The following is a 13,746-nucleotide window of genomic DNA, read 5'->3' as shown; positions in this document are numbered from 1 at the left end:
GAATGGAAAAGGTTGTTTGCATCGGCTGCGGAGTAACGATCCAGACCGAGGATAAACAAGGTCTCGGATACGCGCCAAAGGCATCGCTCACAAAAGAGAATGTCATCTGCCAGCGCTGCTTCAGACTGAAAAATTACAATGAAATTCAAGATGTTTCATTAACGGATGATGACTTTTTAAATATTTTGCACACAATCGGCGATACTGACTCTCTAATTGTCAAAGTCGTTGATATTTTTGATTTTAACGGAAGCTGGATAAACGGGCTGAACCGCTTTGTCGGCGGTAATCCGATCATTCTTGTCGGTAATAAGGCCGATATCCTGCCGAAATCCGTAAAGCGGGAACGGCTCGTCCAATGGATGAAACGCGAAGCGAAAGAATACGGCTTAAAACCCCTTGATGTCTTTTTAATCAGCGCTTCCCGCGGACAAGGGATGAAGGAAGTCATTGACGCCATTGAACATTACCGCGAAGGGCGCGATGTGTATGTGGTGGGCTGTACCAATGTCGGCAAATCCACATTTATCAACCGGATTATTAAAGAGGTCTCAGGGGAAGAGAATATTATTACCACCTCTCAATTTCCGGGCACGACGCTTGATGCAATTGAAATCCCGCTTGATGACGGATCTGCGCTTTATGATACGCCGGGAATCATTAACCATCACCAGATGGCGCATTACGTGGACAAGCGTGACTTAAAGGTGCTGACACCGAAAAAAGAACTGAAGCCGCGCACTTTTCAGCTGAATGAAAAACAAACGCTTTATTTCGGCGGGCTTGCCCGGTTTGACTATGTATCAGGCGATAAAACGGCGTTTGTCTGCTATATGCCGAATGAATTGATGATTCACAGAACAAAGCTTGAAAATGCTGATGCTTTATACGAAAAGCATGCGGGAGAACTGCTTACCCCGCCCGGAAAAGATCATTTGGATGAATTTCCGGAGCTTACGGCCCACACGTTTACGATTAAAGAAGGAAAGACGGATATCGTTTTTTCCGGACTCGGCTGGGTCACGGTGCAGCAAGCAGATAAAAAAATAACGGCATACGCTCCGAAAGGCGTACACGTATTTGTCCGCCGTTCATTAATATAGAGAGAAGGGGAGAGGGAGCATGAAACAATTGTACGGAGTAATCGGAAATCCGATCGGGCATTCAATGTCACCCGATATTCATAACGCAGCTTTGCAAGATAAGAACATCAACGGGCAGTATTTTGCGTTTCAGGTGGAACCTCGTCATCTCAAGGACGCCGTTAACGGAATCAAGGCGCTTGGCATCTGCGGAGTGAACGTCACAGTTCCGCATAAAGTTGCGATCATGGAGCATCTGGATGAAATACATGAAAGCGCGAAAGTACTCGGGGCCGTAAATACCGTCAAAAGAGAGGGAGACAGGCTCATCGGGTATAATACTGACGGAGATGGGTTTTATAAATCCTTAGTCAAAGTATTGGACAAACCGATATCAGAGCTCTCCATCCTCATGATTGGGGCGGGAGGGGCGGCAAGAGCGATCTTTACGACAATCGTCCGCAGAGAGCCGAAACAATTTGACGTTTGCAACCGCACGCCGGAAAAAGCGGAAAGTCTGATTGCGGCTGCTCCCTCTTTTCAGCAGAAACGCGCCCTTACTTTAAAAGAAGCTGAAAATCAGCTTGAACAATATGACGTCATTATTCATACAACATCTGTCGGCATGTATCCGAAAACGGATGCCGTGCCGCTCTCATTGGAACGGGCCAAAACGGGCGCCATCGTTTGTGATATCGTATACAACCCGATTCAAACGGCGTTCTTAAAAGAAGCTGAAAAAAGAGGTTTAACAACCCTTGACGGTGTCGGCATGTTTGTGGAACAGGCTGCACTGTCTTTCAAGCTGTGGACGGAACAAGAGCCTGACAGCGGCTTAATGAGAGCAATTGTTGAAGGAAAACTAGGAGGAACACAATGTTAACAGGAAAACAAAAACGGTTTTTGCGTTCAAAAGCGCATCATTTAACGCCTATTTTTCAAGTGGGAAAAGGCGGAGTCAACGAAAACATGGTGAAACAGATTGCCGAGGCTTTAGAAGCAAGAGAGCTGATTAAAGTCAGCGTGCTTCAAAACTGCGAAGACGATAAAAACGATGTCGCAGAAGCCCTTGTGAAAGGCAGCCGCTCACAATTGGTGCAGACGATCGGAAATACGATCGTATTGTATAAGGAATCAAAGGAAAATAAACAAATCGAGCTTCCGTAAGGTGGTTGACATGAAGAAAATCGGAATATTCGGGGGCACATTTGACCCTCCGCACAACGGACATCTTCTGATGGCTAATGAAGTCCTTCATCAGGCGGAGCTCGATGAGATTTGGTTTATGCCCAATAAAATCCCGCCGCATAAGCAGAATGAAGACTTTACAGACAGCCGGCACCGGGTGGAGATGCTGAAGCTTGCCATCAGCTCTAATTCCTTCTTTAAGCTTGAGCTTGCGGAAATGGACCGGAAAGGCCCTTCTTATACCTATGATACCGTCCGTTTACTGAAGGAGCGGCACCCGAACGACAAGCTTTTCTTTATTATCGGGGCGGATATGATTGAATATCTGCCGAAATGGTACAAATTGGACGAACTGCTCACGCTCATTCAATTTATCGGAGTGCGGCGCCCGGGGTATCATATCGAGACCCCGTACCCGCTGCTTTTTGCCGACGTTCCGGAATTTGACGTTTCGTCAACGATGCTGAGAGAACGTCTCAAAGCAAAAAAGCCGACGCAATACTTAATGCCGGATAAAGTGAGGCAGTATATAGAGGAGAATGATTTATATGAATCGTGAGGAAGCACTTGCCTGCGTCAAAGAACAGCTGACCGAGCATCGCTACATCCACACAATCGGCGTGACAGATACGGCGGTTATTCTCGCAGGCCGGTTCGGAGCAGATCCGAAAAAAGCGGAAATGGCGGCTATTTTTCATGATTATGCGAAATTCCGGCCGAAAGAAGAAATGAAGCAGATCATCGTGCGGGAAAAAATGCCTGCTGAGCTCTTGGATTACAATGCCGAGCTGTGGCATGCCCCTGTGGGAGCGTATTTGGCTGAGAAAGAAGCGGGGATCACTGATCCCGAGGTCTTGGATGCAATCCGCTATCACACGTCAGGGCGTCCCGGAATGACCCTTTTAGACAAAGTCATCTACGTTGCGGATTACATTGAACCCGGCCGCCATTTTCCCGGAGTGGAAGAGGTGCGCCGTCTGGCGGAAACAGATCTGAACGAAGCGCTCATACAAGCGATGAAAAATACAATGATATTTCTGATGAAAAAAAACCAGCCGGTCTTTCCGGAGACGTTTGCAACCTATAACTGGCTGGTGTCTCAAAAATGACAGGAGGAATATGGAAAATGAATCAAGCTTCCGTATTAAAAATCGCGGCAAAAGCATGCGACGATAAACGTGCAGAAGATATTTTAGCGCTGGACATGGAAGGAATCTCACTTGTAGCGGATTACTTTTTAATCTGCCACGGGAATTCTGATAAACAGGTTCAGGCCATTGCGCGTGAAATTAAAGATCAGGCAGAAGAAAACGGCATTGATGTCAAAAAGATGGAAGGGTTTGATGAGGCCCGCTGGGTTTTAGTTGATCTCGGCGACGTCATTGTCCACGTTTTCCATAAAGATGAAAGAAGCTACTATAATCTTGAAAAGCTATGGGGCGACGCGCCGCTCGCAGAGCTTGAACTCGGCTTGAACTCATGATTTACCAAGGCTTCGCCGGTGTATATGACGAGTTAATGTCACATGCGCCGTATGATGAATGGGCGGGCTGGATTGAAGCGTCTCTTCCGGAAAAGGGAAGGGTGCTTGATCTTGCCTGCGGAACCGGAGAAATATCCATCAGGCTTGCTGAAAAAGGCTGCGAAGTCACGGGGATTGATTTGAGTGAAGATATGCTGAGCTGTGCCCAGCAGAAAAAAACGGGAAAGCCGATTCTTTTTCTCCAGCAGGATATGAGAGAGCTTTCCGGTTTTGAAGAACAGTTTGATGCCGTAGTCATCTGCTGTGATTCCCTAAATTACTTAAAAACGAAAAATGATGTCTTAAGCACCTTCAAAAGTGTTTTTCAAGTTTTGAAGGAGGGCGGCCTGCTTCTGTTTGACGTCCATTCCCCGTATAAAATGACGGAGCTTTTTCCGGACAGCACCCATGCGGATCAGGATGAGCAGATCAGCTATATCTGGCAAAGCTTTGCCGGCGATGAAGAGCTTTCTGTCATCCATGATATGTCCTTTTTCGTATGGAACGGACAATCTTATGACCGCTATGACGAGACGCATGAGCAAAAAACATTTTACATTGAAGAATATGAACAAATGCTTGCAGAGACCGGATTTGAACTGAAGAAGGTGACGGCTGATTTTACAGACCGGCCTCCTTCAACAGAGTCTGAACGTCTTTTCTTTACGGCAGGCAAACCAAAAACCATCGTTTAAACGGAACGATGGTTTTTAAAATGCATTTTTTGCGATTGGCGCGATAAAGCTCTTTATGGCATACTCAGTTACACGTGAAATTGCTTCTTCACTAACGATATATCTTCATCGTATTTGTCATGTGTACGCTGAAAGACACGATTGAACATATCCTGAACACCGCTTTCGAGAGCCTTCAGTCCTTCTCCGGTGACGCCGCCTTTTACGCATACTTTTTCCTGCAAGGCGGGAAGCGTGTAATGCCCCGTTTCAAGAAGCTTTCCGAGACCGACAAGCATTTCTGTCGACATAATCACGGCTTCTTCTTTGGTGATGTCCGTTTCTTCCACTGCCGCGTCAATAAAGCGCTGAACGAGATAACTCATAAAAGCGGGTCCGCAGCTGACAATGTCTGACGCCGCTCTTGTAATGCCGCTGCTGATTTCAACAGGTTTTGAAATATGAGTGAACAGCGTTTGAATATCCGCTTTTGCAGACTCGCTGCAGCTTTTGCCGAACGTAACAAGCGAGACGCCGGCCAAGGCGCGGTTCGTAATGCTCGGAATGACGCGGGCCGTCTGACACGGAACCGTATGTTCAATCTGATCCGTCTGAACGGGGCTGGTAATGGAGATTAAAATGTGATCTTTCCGTAAATGCGGTGTGAGTTTTTTCAGCAAAGGATATATATCCAGCGGTTTTACACAAATGAATATTATTTCATTATCCTGTACGAGCTTTTCCTGATCCTCAGTGACATGGATGCCGCTGAAACGTTCTTTTAGTTTTAATGCTTTTTCGATTGTTCTGTTTGTGATGGTGATATGTGAGGGATCGGCAGCGTTTGATTCGATAAACGATTCAATCAGGATCGTTCCCATGTTTCCGGTGCCGATAAAGCCTATTTTCAATGAATTCCCCTCCTTTTTCCCTTAATCCTCTAAACCTTATGCGGGGAGGCAATGCAATATGACGAAAGCGATGATGACGGAGCGGCTGCGGCGGAACCTGAAAATTCTGGGCGCTTGTCTTGCGGCAGGGGCGGTTTTTATCTGTATTTGGCTGTTTCGTTCTGAAAAGGAAGAGCCGGTCAAACAGCAGTCCGTGCTCGGCCAAACAGCCTCGGCATCCGTCGCGGACAAAAAAGACACCGCAGACGATAAGATTATGATTGATGTGAAAGGTGCGGTCCGAAATCCCGGCGTGTATGAAATGAAAGCGGGAGACAGAGTGACGCAAGCCATTGAAAAAGCCGGAGGCCTGAAGAAAAAGGCGGATGAATTGAATGTTAATTTAGCAGAGCAGCTGCAGGACGGGACGATTGTTTATATTCCGAGTGAAGGCGAAGAAGAGAATCACCCGAAAACAGCAGCGGGTGAAAAGGAGAATGCAGCTGTCAATATCAATACGGCATCTTTGGACGAACTTCAGGCGATTTCCGGGGTGGGGCAGAAAAAAGCGGAAGCCATTATCGCCTACCGAGAAGAAAACGGACGGTTTCAGACTGCTGAAGATTTGATGAATGTATCAGGCTTTGGAGAAAAGTCATTTGAGCGGATAAAAACTTCCATTACGGTAAAGTGAATTGACGGTTCTGCTTAAATCTATGTAAACTTAGAAAAGCAACAAGACTTTTTGGAGGGAACACTTGTGGAACGAATCTCATGGAATCAATATTTTATGGCGCAAAGCCATTTGCTGGCGCTGAGAAGCACATGTCCGAGACTGTCAGTCGGGGCAACCGTAGTCAGAGATAAGCGGATGATTGCCGGCGGATACAACGGCTCAATTGCCGGCGGCGTCCATTGCGCTGATGAAGGATGCCTTTTAATAGATAATCATTGCCAGAGGACCATACATGCAGAGATGAATGCGATTCTGCAATGTTCTAAGTTCGGTGTTCCGACGGAGGGCGCCGAAATTTATGTGACGCATTATCCTTGTATTCAATGCTGCAAATCAATTATCCAGGCAGGCATCAAAACGGTCTATTATGCCGAAGATTACAAAACACAGCCTTATGCAAAAGAGCTGTTCAGCCAAGCCGGAGTCAAGGTGGAGCAGGTCGAACTTGATGAAATGATCATCGATCTCAAAAATCGCGAAAAATTGTCTTTTGTCGCAGGTCTGATTCAGCAATTATCTGATGCGGGAGTTAAGGCAGATGAACTGAAAAAAATTCATGAACAGGCCAATGAGCTGTTTACCAGTTACGTATAAATGAAATATAAATACCTTCTTCTGCCTCTGGCGGCGGTTTCTGCAACTGCGGGAATTGCCGCCGCTCATGTCTTCTGGGTTCTGCTCCTTTTTCTTCTGTATCTTCTCTTTATTATGATAAAAACAAAGCAGCCTGCTCCGGTTATCATCTGCCTCGTTTCTTTTTGTGTTTATTTCTTTCTTTATACGGTTTGTGACGCTGCGAATGTAACGCGATATCAGGCCGGCAGTTATACTGAACAGGCCGTCATCACTAATATTCCGAAGGTTGACGGAGCGAAAATGTCAGCCGTTATCCGTACACATGACAAGGAAAAATGGGCGGCTTCGTATAAAATCCGGTCTCTTGAGGAAAAGAGACTCATTGAACAGCTTGAACCGGGGATGCGCTGCACGTTTACAGGCTCTCTGGAACAGCCTGCACATGCGACGATTCCCGGAGGTTTTGATTATAAGGAATATCTTTACTCTCAGCAGATTCACTGGTTATTTTCCGTGACTTCCATTCAGCGGTGTGAAAAATCCAAACAGCCGCTGTTTAAACTGCTGAACATCAGAAAAAATTTGATTTCAATCATTCGGAATCACGTGCCTGAATCTTCCGCCGGAATTGTTGAAGCGCTGACCTTAGGTGAAAGATTTTCTATAGAGGACGATATACTGAGTGCATATCAAAATCTGGGAGTCGTTCATTTAATGGCGATTTCAGGAATGCATGTCGGTCTTATTACGGCGGGACTATTTTATGCTCTGATCAGAATCGGGCTGACAAGAGAAAAGGCGGGGATGTTGCTGCTGCTGTTTTTGCCGGTATATACGCTGCTGAGCGGTGCCGCCCCATCCGTATTGCGCGCATCCCTCATGCTGGGATTTTATATCGCCGGAACTCTTGTTAAACGCGGCATTCATTCCTCTGCTGCATTGTCTCTGTCTTATCTGCTGCTCCTGCTGTTTAATCCTTACTTCCTTTGGCAGGCGGGCTTCCAGCTTTCCTTTGCGGTAAGCGCCTCTTTAATTCTGTCATCCTCCATTTTAAAGAAAGCGGGGAAAAGCAGACTTGCCGGGCTTGCGATGGCCTCATTCATTGCAGAGCTCAGCTCACTTCCGTTTCTTCTCTATCATTTTCAACAAATTTCACTTGTCAGTTTTCCGATGAACATGGTGATGGTGCCATTTTATACGTTATTTGTCATTCCGGTTTCTGTCATCGGCTTCCTTCTTCTTTTGCTTTCAAGGCAGATGGGAGAATGTTTGTTTGATATGTTTGACCTTGTGATGAAGCCTGTGCATGATTTCATTACATATGCGGCATCCGTTGATTTATTTACTATGATTGTGTCAAAGCCTGACTTTCTTTCCCTTCTTCTGCTTGCGGTTTCCGTTTTTACGCTTTTTGCGGCTTTGGAAAAGGGAGGTTTTTTAAAACTCAGGAAATCGGCTCTTTTTTTCTGCGCGGTTTTGGCTTATTTAATATGCCGTCCGTATTTCAGTCCATGGGGAGAAGCGGATATGCTTGATATCGGGCAGGGAGACTCGCTGTTTATAAGCGCGCCATACCGCAAAGGGACCGTAATGGTTGATACAGGGGGAGTGATTGCTTATCCCGGAGAATCATGGAAAGAAAAACGCCACCCGTATTCTATCGGCGAGAAGGTTTTGATTCCGTTTTTAAACGGAAAAGGGGTGAAAAAGCTGGATGCGCTGTTTTTAACCCATGCGGATCAGGATCACATCGGAGAAGCCGGAGTGTTAATCAAAAATCATAGAGTCAAACGGTTAATTGTCCCCGTGGGATTCGTAAAAGAACCGAAGGATCAGAACATATTAAAAATGGCGAAAGAAAACAACATTCCCGTTGCCGAAGCAAAGCGGGGCGACACCATTACAGCGGGTGATCTTCAGTTTCAGGTGCTGTCTCCGGAGTCATCTGACGGAAAGAGTAAAAATGATTCATCACTGGTGCTTTGGACGGTTTTAGGCGGAGTGAGCTGGCTTTTGACGGGAGATTTAGAATCGGACGGCGAAACAGAAGTGCTGAAAACGTATCCGAAACTGAAGGCTGATATATTGAAGGCGGGTCATCACGGCAGCAAAAGCTCAACGAGTGAAGCCTTTTTGAAACAGCTTCAGCCGGAAGCAGCGCTGATTTCAGCAGGAAAAGAGAATCGATACCATCATCCGCATGAAGAAGTGCTGGATCGTTTGAAGGCGTACTCTGTCAATGTGCTTCGCACCGATATCAGCGGAACGATTCAATACAGATTTGAAAAAGGCGCCGGAACGTTTTCCGTCTTCCCTCCATATGATATAGAAGAAACCAGGGCGCAAGAAGTAAAAAAGACTGCCGATTGACAGCAGCCCGGAATGCGGCTAAGAGCCGATAAGATGGATGGCTGTTGCCATCACGAACAAAAAGGCGAAAAATCCGAAGGACACGACAAAACCGACAGCTGAGTCAACAGCATCATTTCGTTTGCTTTGAACGTTTTTTTCAAAATCATTCAATTTCATCCCTCCTGACTTCCCTAAGTATACTGGAATTGTTTTGAAAAATCTAGAAGTGATGGTAACGTTTTCTGTTCTTGTGATTATCGCCTTTTTACAAGCAGACCCGGGAGCTTGTGAATCAGGCGTTTATTATAAATGAGGAAGCTGTCCTTTTTAAAGCTTCCTCTTTACTATTTGCCGAACTCAATTTAGGATAGAAGGGGATCAAGAAAGAGAGGAAGTCATACGATCATGGTATTTGATGTTTGGAAAGCCCTGAAAAAAGGGGATGTCCGCTCCGTTTATTGCTTATACGGAAAAGAAACGTATCTGCTCCAAGAGACTGTCAGCCGGATCAGACAAGCTGTCGTTGATGAGGAGACTAAAGATTTTAACCTGTCTGTTTTTGATCTTGAAGAGGATCCGCTTGACCAGGCCATAACCGATGCGGAAACGTTTCCGTTTATGGGAGAGAAGCGGCTGGTTATCGTAAAAAATCCGTCTTTTTTAACAGGAGAAAAAAAGAAAGAAAAAATAGAGCATAATACAAGCGCTTTGGAGACTTACCTGAAGGAGCCTGCGCCTTATACGGTCTTTGTGATTGTGGCTCCGTATGAAAAGCTGGACGAACGGAAAAAGCTGACGAAAGCGCTGAAGCAAAAAGCCCTTATGATTGAAGCTAAGGAGCTGAATGCAAAGGAGACGACTGATTTTACGATTAATCTGGCGAAATCCGAAAATAAAACGATGGATACAGAAGCTGCCGAGCATTTGGTTCTGCTTGCAAACGGCCATCTGTCTTCCATATATCAGGAAATACAAAAACTCTCCGCCTACACCGGTGACAGACATGAGATCACGCTTGAAGATGTCCGGGAGCTTGTCGCAAGAAGTTTGGAGCAGAATATTTTTGAGCTGATCAACAAAATCGTGAACCGAAAACGGACGGAAAGTCTTCAAATATTTTATGATCTTTTAAAACAAAACGAAGAACCGATCAAAATTATGGCGCTGATCGCCAACCAATTCCGTCTGATTATGCAGACAAAGTATTTTGCGGGACAAGGATACGGCCAAAAGCAAATCGCTTCCAACTTAAAGGTGCACCCTTTCCGGGTAAAGCTGGCGATGGATCAGGCGAGGCTTTTTTCTGAAGAAGAGCTGCGGCGTATTATAGAAAGGCTCGCAGTGATGGATTATGAAATGAAAACGGGGAAAAAGGACAAGCAGCTCTTGCTGGAGCTCTTTCTCCTTGAGCTTCTCCGGACTGAATGAAAAAAACGATCCCCGTTAAAGGGATCGTTTTTGTATTATGCAGAAAGTCCGTTCACTTGTTTCGCAAGTCTAGATTTGTATCGAGCTGCGGCATTTTTGTGTACAAGACCTGTTTTCACTGCTTTATCAATGCGTTTCGCTGCTTCAGAAAGAGCAGTTTTCGCTTTATCCGCTTCGTTGTTAGCAACAGAAGCTTCAACTTGTTTGATTGCAGTACGCATAGCAGATTTGATTGTCGCGTTATGAGCGCGGCGTTCGTTGTTTGTTTTTGTACGTTTAATCGCTGATTTAATGTTTGGCATGTGTTTCACCTCCTAAGATACAACCTGTAGCACAGTGTCTTAAGGTTAAATCTTCTTCACAATAGAACAAATTGTATTCTATCAAACAGAACTTTAGATTGCAATATAAATGTAAAGTATTTTTCGTTGATGGGTAAATTCGCATGATTCGTTTTGTAAATGGCCACACTATGTACCACGATGATTGAAGGAGGTCTTTCCTGTGAAAAACAACGAACTGAATGTCAATCAATTTCTGATACGGACGGATTTAGCGGTAGAAACGAAACAGGCGGTAAAAGACGGACAAGCCGGTCAGACAAAAGAAATAAACGGGTTTATTGAAAAAGAACGCGACAAGGGCGGCATTAAAGTCAGAACCGTCGATATTACCAAAGAAGGCGCCGAGCTATCGGGGAAAAAGCAGGGACGCTATGTCACGATCGAGGCTCAAGGGGTTCGGGAACACGACTCTGACATGCAGGAAAAAGTAACGGAAGTGTTTGCCGAGGAATTTTCCGCCTATCTGTCGGCATTAAAGATTCCAAAGGATGCAAGCTGTTTGATCGTCGGTCTCGGCAACTGGAATGTGACGCCGGATGCGCTCGGCCCTCTCGTGACCGAAAACCTTCTTGTGACACGGCATCTGTTCAGGCTTCAGCCGGAAAACGTACAGGAAGGGTACAGGCCGGTCAGCGCGCTTGCTCCCGGTGTGATGGGATTAACGGGAATTGAAACGAGCGATATTATTCAAGGTGTGATCAAAGAATCAAAGCCGGATTTTGTGATTGCGGTAGACGCTCTTGCGGCAAGAGCCGTTGAAAGGGTGAACACGACCATCCAATTTTCTGATACGGGCATTCACCCGGGATCAGGCGTCGGCAATAAGAGAAAAGAATTAAGCAAGGAGACGCTCGGCATCCCCGTCATCGCAATCGGGGTACCGACTGTCGTTGATGCGGTTACGATCGCAAGCGATACGGTGGATTATATATTAAAGCATTTCGGCAGAGAGATGAAAGATGACAGCCCGTCAAGATCTCTGGTGCCCGCCGGAATGAACTTCGGCAAAAAGAAGGTGCTGACAGACGAAGACCTTCCCGGAGAAAAAGAACGCCAATCCTTTCTCGGTATTGTCGGCACGCTGGACGAAAACGAAAAACGCCAGCTGATTCACGAAGTGCTCTCTCCGCTCGGCCATAATCTGATGGTCACGCCGAAGGAGATTGACACCTTTATTGATGATATGGCGAACGTGCTTGCAAACGGGTTAAACACCGCCCTTCATGAAAAAGTGTCACAAGATAACAAAGGCTCTTATAATCATTAAAATGGTTCTACCTCCTCTAGCTTGTTCATAGAGTAATTACTAGACAAGCGCTGGAGGGATTCAAATCATGAGAAAAAAACGCAGAAACCGTCAAATTGTCGTTGCAGTAAACGGTGGAAATGCGCTCAAGGGCATGTTTTTGTTTATGACAAGCCTTATCGTTATTTTCGTATTATCGGGTGTGCTCACATCGCTTCGCCCTGAACTGAGGCTTTCTTCGGATTCTCTTCACGGAATTGCCGGAGAACTTCCGGGTGACGCGTTTGCACACCTCCTCGGTATGGAAAATCATTATTTCGCCTCAGAGCTTCCTGAAAAAGACTCTTTTCAGCTGTCCCGGCTTTCCTTAAAACTGGCGACAAGTATTAATATGGAAGACCCGCGGAGTTTCTTGGGACGTGAGCTGCCGGGATTTGCCCAATACGATACGGAGATCCTTCTGGCGGGGCAGGGGACGGATTATACGAATATGCCTGCTGAATCTCCGCCGCCGTCGAAGGTGATGGAAAAAGAAAAAGAAGTGAACCTGGCAGAAATCGAAAACAAAACGAAAAAAGAAGAAACGGCGCCGCCGAAACATTCAACAGGCAGCAAAAAAGTCGTTTTTATTTACCACACTCATAATACCGAATCCTATCTTCCTCTGTTAAAGGGGGAAACAAATCCGGATAACGCCCGCCATTCGAAGGCCAATGTCACGCTTGTCGGAGATATGTTCGGAAAAGCGCTTGAAGCGCAAGGTGTAGGAGCGACCGTAGATAAAACCGACATTCAGGCCCGCCTGAACAAAGACGGCTTAAATTATGCGCGAAGCTATGACGAATCAAGGCCGGTCGTAAAAAGCGCGCTCGCCAAAAATAAAAACCTGCAATATACCATAGACATTCACCGGGATTCCCGCCGCAAGAAAAATACGACAGCCGACATCAAAGGAAAAAGCTATGCCAGAGTCGCCATCGTGGTCGGCAAAAAAAGCGCTAATTTTGAAGAAAACTATAAACTCGCAAGTGAACTTCATAAGCTGATGGAGAAAAAATACCCCGGCTTAAGCGTCGGTGTTTTATCAAAAGGCTCTCCGGGAGATAATGGAGTATACAACCAGGATTTAAACGACCGGTCGCTTCTGCTGGAATTCGGGGGCGTGGATAACAATCTAGAAGAACTGAGGCGCGCATCAGATGCCGTGGCCGATGTGTTCAGCGAACTGTACTGGGATGCAGACAAGGTCAGCTCGCAATCAGGAGAGAAGAAAAAACAATAGAAATCAGGTGATTCGAATGATCCGTTTTACCGGCAAATGCCTGCTGATCGCCATTGTCATGTTTTTCGGCGTTTTGTTCGGCATGCAGCAGGCAAACAGCGGAATGCTTGATATGAAAGGATACAAAGATCCCTCCTTAAAAGGAGCATTCACCCTCGGCGGCGGAGAAGGACAGGAAAAAGAAGCTTCCATTTTGGGGCAAACCGTTACGGCGAAAGATCTGGAAGAAAAACAAAAACAGCTGGAACAGGCGGAAACCTTCAACCTGTTTTCAAAAGCGGGAGAAACCCTTTCAAATACCGTGACGGACTCGGCGCAGGCGATGTACGAGTGGGTTTCGAAACTGAACCGATAGCATTGATGAAGAGAAAAGCGGATGATTCCTTAAAGGAAGCTTTTCTCTTTCTTGTTTTAATTGAATGTTTA

General features: G+C 45.9%; 16 protein-coding genes and 2 pseudogenes. 15 read left to right on the top strand and 3 right to left on the bottom strand.

Annotated features, from left to right (window positions below):
- Nucleotides 1–2 precede the first annotated feature (2 nt).
- The 7 genes from yqeH to OWN49_RS11020 are packed head-to-tail and all read left to right on the top strand — an operon-like array spanning nucleotide 3 to nucleotide 4,487.
- Entirely contained in the window at nucleotides 3–1,103 is a 1,101-nt protein-coding gene (yqeH, locus tag OWN49_RS11050) for a ribosome biogenesis GTPase YqeH (protein ID WP_014305454.1), read from the top strand.
- 19 nt (nucleotides 1,104–1,122) lie between these two features.
- The gene (aroE, locus tag OWN49_RS11045; RefSeq protein ID WP_015417858.1) at nucleotides 1,123–1,965 is read left to right on the top strand and encodes a shikimate dehydrogenase; all 843 of its coding nucleotides are present in this window, start codon (nucleotides 1,123–1,125) and stop codon (nucleotides 1,963–1,965) included.
- Nucleotides 1,959–2,249, top strand: a complete 291-nt coding sequence (yhbY, locus tag OWN49_RS11040; protein ID WP_003152858.1) for a ribosome assembly RNA-binding protein YhbY — start codon at nucleotides 1,959–1,961, stop codon at nucleotides 2,247–2,249. Before aroE ends, yhbY begins: the two co-directional genes overlap by 7 nt.
- Nucleotides 2,250–2,259: 10 nt before the next feature.
- Entirely contained in the window at nucleotides 2,260–2,829 is a 570-nt protein-coding gene (locus OWN49_RS11035) for a nicotinate-nucleotide adenylyltransferase (RefSeq protein ID WP_003152860.1), read from the top strand.
- On the top strand, nucleotides 2,819–3,379 hold the full coding sequence (gene yqeK / locus OWN49_RS11030) for a bis(5'-nucleosyl)-tetraphosphatase (symmetrical) YqeK (RefSeq protein WP_077722612.1): 561 nt from the start codon (nucleotides 2,819–2,821) through the stop codon (nucleotides 3,377–3,379). The genes OWN49_RS11035 and yqeK overlap by 11 nt, the downstream gene beginning before the upstream one ends.
- A gap of 17 nt (nucleotides 3,380–3,396) precedes the next feature.
- Nucleotides 3,397–3,753 (top strand): ribosome silencing factor, encoded by a 357-nt coding sequence (gene rsfS, locus OWN49_RS11025; protein ID WP_003152864.1) that lies wholly within the window; start codon nucleotides 3,397–3,399, stop codon nucleotides 3,751–3,753.
- On the top strand, nucleotides 3,750–4,487 hold the full coding sequence (locus OWN49_RS11020; protein ID WP_031378935.1) for a class I SAM-dependent DNA methyltransferase: 738 nt from the start codon (nucleotides 3,750–3,752) through the stop codon (nucleotides 4,485–4,487). Before rsfS ends, OWN49_RS11020 begins: the two co-directional genes overlap by 4 nt.
- Nucleotides 4,488–4,555: 68 nt before the next feature.
- Here OWN49_RS11020 and comER read toward each other — a convergent pair whose 3' ends face one another.
- Nucleotides 4,556–5,377 carry a late competence protein ComER gene (comER, locus tag OWN49_RS11015; RefSeq protein ID WP_014305449.1) on the bottom strand — a complete coding sequence of 274 codons (822 nt, stop codon included), beginning with the start codon at nucleotides 5,375–5,377 and terminating at the stop codon, nucleotides 4,556–4,558.
- Between the two features lie 58 nt (nucleotides 5,378–5,435).
- Here comER and OWN49_RS11010 point away from each other — a divergent pair, with 58 nt between their 5' ends.
- The 3 genes from OWN49_RS11010 to OWN49_RS11000 all read left to right on the top strand — a co-directional run bounded on the left by OWN49_RS11010 (nucleotide 5,436) and on the right by OWN49_RS11000 (nucleotide 9,038).
- Nucleotides 5,436–6,050 (top strand): helix-hairpin-helix domain-containing protein, encoded by a 615-nt coding sequence (locus OWN49_RS11010; protein ID WP_013352942.1) that lies wholly within the window; start codon nucleotides 5,436–5,438, stop codon nucleotides 6,048–6,050.
- 66 nt (nucleotides 6,051–6,116) lie between these two features.
- Nucleotides 6,117–6,686, top strand: coding sequence for a ComE operon protein 2 (locus OWN49_RS11005; RefSeq protein WP_003152868.1), 570 nt, complete (start codon nucleotides 6,117–6,119; stop codon nucleotides 6,684–6,686).
- Nucleotides 6,687–9,038 (top strand): DNA internalization-related competence protein ComEC/Rec2, encoded by a 2,352-nt coding sequence (locus OWN49_RS11000; RefSeq protein ID WP_077722611.1) that lies wholly within the window; start codon nucleotides 6,687–6,689, stop codon nucleotides 9,036–9,038.
- 18 nt (nucleotides 9,039–9,056) lie between these two features.
- Here the strand turns inward: OWN49_RS11000 and OWN49_RS10995 are convergent, their stop codons facing one another.
- Nucleotides 9,057–9,191 carry a YqzM family protein gene (locus OWN49_RS10995; RefSeq protein ID WP_003152870.1) on the bottom strand — a complete coding sequence of 45 codons (135 nt, stop codon included), beginning with the start codon at nucleotides 9,189–9,191 and terminating at the stop codon, nucleotides 9,057–9,059.
- 40 nt (nucleotides 9,192–9,231) lie between these two features.
- Between OWN49_RS10995 and OWN49_RS10990 the strand changes: the two are divergent.
- Both OWN49_RS10990 and holA read left to right on the top strand, forming a co-directional pair.
- A pseudogene (locus OWN49_RS10990) lies at nucleotides 9,232–9,386 on the top strand (hypothetical protein).
- 39 nt (nucleotides 9,387–9,425) lie between these two features.
- Nucleotides 9,426–10,467: pseudogene (holA, locus tag OWN49_RS10985) on the top strand (DNA polymerase III subunit delta).
- 16 nt (nucleotides 10,468–10,483) lie between these two features.
- On the opposite strand, the gene rpsT reads toward holA, so the two are convergent.
- A complete protein-coding gene (gene rpsT / locus OWN49_RS10980) occupies nucleotides 10,484–10,750 on the bottom strand; it encodes a 30S ribosomal protein S20 (protein WP_003152876.1) in 267 nt (88 codons plus the stop codon).
- Between the two features lie 202 nt (nucleotides 10,751–10,952).
- On the opposite strand from rpsT, the gene gpr reads away from it, so the two are divergent.
- The 3 genes from gpr to OWN49_RS10965 all read left to right on the top strand — a co-directional run bounded on the left by gpr (nucleotide 10,953) and on the right by OWN49_RS10965 (nucleotide 13,675).
- The gene (gene gpr, locus OWN49_RS10975; protein ID WP_172614837.1) at nucleotides 10,953–12,059 is read left to right on the top strand and encodes a GPR endopeptidase; all 1,107 of its coding nucleotides are present in this window, start codon (nucleotides 10,953–10,955) and stop codon (nucleotides 12,057–12,059) included.
- 67 nt (nucleotides 12,060–12,126) lie between these two features.
- Nucleotides 12,127–13,320, top strand: a complete 1,194-nt coding sequence (spoIIP, locus tag OWN49_RS10970) for a stage II sporulation protein P (protein WP_013352939.1) — start codon at nucleotides 12,127–12,129, stop codon at nucleotides 13,318–13,320.
- 16 nt (nucleotides 13,321–13,336) lie between these two features.
- Nucleotides 13,337–13,675, top strand: coding sequence for a YqxA family protein (locus OWN49_RS10965; RefSeq protein WP_007408270.1), 339 nt, complete (start codon nucleotides 13,337–13,339; stop codon nucleotides 13,673–13,675).
- Nucleotides 13,676–13,746: the final 71 nt, after the last annotated feature.

It is taken from the genome of Bacillus sp. NEAU-242-2 (assembly GCF_027853835.1).
In the GTDB taxonomy this organism is placed as follows: domain Bacteria; phylum Bacillota; class Bacilli; order Bacillales; family Bacillaceae; genus Bacillus; species Bacillus velezensis.
Note: the sequence above shows the minus strand (reverse complement) of the source record. Positions and strands in the feature narration are given on the sequence as shown.

What these genes read in the sequence shown, in the direction of transcription:
- rpsT (WP_003152876.1), bottom strand. Translation starts at nt 10,750, where the DNA reads ATGCCAAACATTAAATCAGCGATTAAACGTACAAAAACAAACAACGAA.
- OWN49_RS11035 (WP_003152860.1), top strand. Translation starts at nt 2,260, where the DNA reads ATGAAGAAAATCGGAATATTCGGGGGCACATTTGACCCTCCGCACAAC.
- spoIIP (WP_013352939.1), top strand. Translation starts at nt 12,127, where the DNA reads ATGAGAAAAAAACGCAGAAACCGTCAAATTGTCGTTGCAGTAAACGGT.
- OWN49_RS11020 (WP_031378935.1), top strand. Translation starts at nt 3,750, where the DNA reads ATGATTTACCAAGGCTTCGCCGGTGTATATGACGAGTTAATGTCACAT.
- yqeH (WP_014305454.1), top strand. Translation starts at nt 3, where the DNA reads ATGGAAAAGGTTGTTTGCATCGGCTGCGGAGTAACGATCCAGACCGAG.
- OWN49_RS11000 (WP_077722611.1), top strand. Translation starts at nt 6,687, where the DNA reads ATGAAATATAAATACCTTCTTCTGCCTCTGGCGGCGGTTTCTGCAACT.
- aroE (WP_015417858.1), top strand. Translation starts at nt 1,123, where the DNA reads ATGAAACAATTGTACGGAGTAATCGGAAATCCGATCGGGCATTCAATG.
- rsfS (WP_003152864.1), top strand. Translation starts at nt 3,397, where the DNA reads ATGAATCAAGCTTCCGTATTAAAAATCGCGGCAAAAGCATGCGACGAT.
- yhbY (WP_003152858.1), top strand. Translation starts at nt 1,959, where the DNA reads ATGTTAACAGGAAAACAAAAACGGTTTTTGCGTTCAAAAGCGCATCAT.
- OWN49_RS11010 (WP_013352942.1), top strand. Translation starts at nt 5,436, where the DNA reads ATGACGAAAGCGATGATGACGGAGCGGCTGCGGCGGAACCTGAAAATT.
- OWN49_RS10965 (WP_007408270.1), top strand. Translation starts at nt 13,337, where the DNA reads ATGATCCGTTTTACCGGCAAATGCCTGCTGATCGCCATTGTCATGTTT.
- yqeK (WP_077722612.1), top strand. Translation starts at nt 2,819, where the DNA reads ATGAATCGTGAGGAAGCACTTGCCTGCGTCAAAGAACAGCTGACCGAG.